This window comes from Vibrio sp. Vb1337 (assembly GCF_033338715.1).
Lineage (GTDB): Bacteria > Pseudomonadota > Gammaproteobacteria > Enterobacterales > Vibrionaceae > Vibrio > Vibrio alginolyticus.
The window spans coordinates 1-1190 of record NZ_JAWOTD010000175.1 but is presented as its reverse complement, the minus strand read 5'-3'; the positions used below and the strand labels follow the sequence as shown (position 1 = coordinate 1190).

Below are 1190 nucleotides of genomic sequence, written 5' to 3'. Positions count from 1 at the left end.
TATGAATTAGTCGAAGATCTTAGCAACAACACCAGCACCTACTGTACGGCCACCTTCACGGATCGCGAAACGTAGACCTTCGTCCATTGCGATTGGTGCGATTAGCTCTACAGTCATCTGTACGTTGTCGCCTGGCATTACCATTTCTACGCCGTCTGGTAGCTGGATGTCACCAGTTACGTCAGTTGTACGGAAGTAGAATTGTGGACGGTAGCCTTTGAAGAATGGAGTGTGACGACCACCTTCATCTTTAGACAGTACGTATACTTCTGATTCGAACTTAGTGTGTGGAGTGATTGAACCAGGCTTAGCTAGTACTTGACCACGTTCAACTTCGTCACGCTTAGTACCACGTAGAAGTGCACCAACGTTCTCACCTGCACGGCCTTCGTCTAGAAGCTTACGGAACATCTCAACACCAGTACATGTAGTTGTAGTAGTGTCTTTGATACCTACGATAGCAACTTCGTCACCTACAGTTAGGATACCACGCTCGATACGGCCAGTTACTACTGTACCACGACCTTGGATTGAGAATACGTCTTCGATAGGCATTAGGAATGGCTGATCTACCGCACGCTCTGGCTCAGGGATGTAAGTATCTAGAGCTTCTGCTAGTTCAACGATTTTCGCTTCCCACTGCTCTTCGCCGTTTAGTGCGCCTAGTGCAGAACCTTGGATAACTGGTAGGTCATCACCTGGGAAATCGTATTCAGATAGAAGTTCACGAACTTCCATTTCTACTAGTTCTAGTAGCTCTTCATCGTCAACCATGTCACATTTGTTCATGAATACGATGATGTATGGGATACCAACCTGACGGCCTAGTAGGATGTGCTCACGAGTTTGTGGCATTGGGCCATCTGTCGCAGCAACAACTAGGATACCACCGTCCATCTGTGCAGCACCAGTGATCATGTTTTTAACATAGTCAGCGTGTCCTGGACAGTCAACGTGTGCGTAGTGGCGTGATGGAGTGTCGTACTCAACGTGAGAAGTTGCGATTGTGATACCGCGCTCACGCTCTTCTGGAGCGTTATCGATAGATGCGAAGTCTTTAGCTACACCGCCGTAAACTTTAGCAAGAGTAGTACAGATAGCTGCAGTTAGAGTTGTTTTACCGTGGTCAACGTGGCCGATAGTACCAACGTTAACGTGCGGTTTCGTACGTTCAAATTTTTCTTTAGACA

Annotated in this window: 1 protein-coding gene; it reads right to left on the bottom strand. The window is 47.2% G+C overall.

Annotation, left to right across the window (positions count from 1 at the left end):
- Window positions 1-6: 6 nt before the first annotated feature.
- A partial coding sequence (tuf, locus tag R7E42_RS24810) for an elongation factor Tu (RefSeq protein ID WP_017822038.1) occupies window positions 7-1190 on the bottom strand: 1184 nt, incomplete at its 5' end.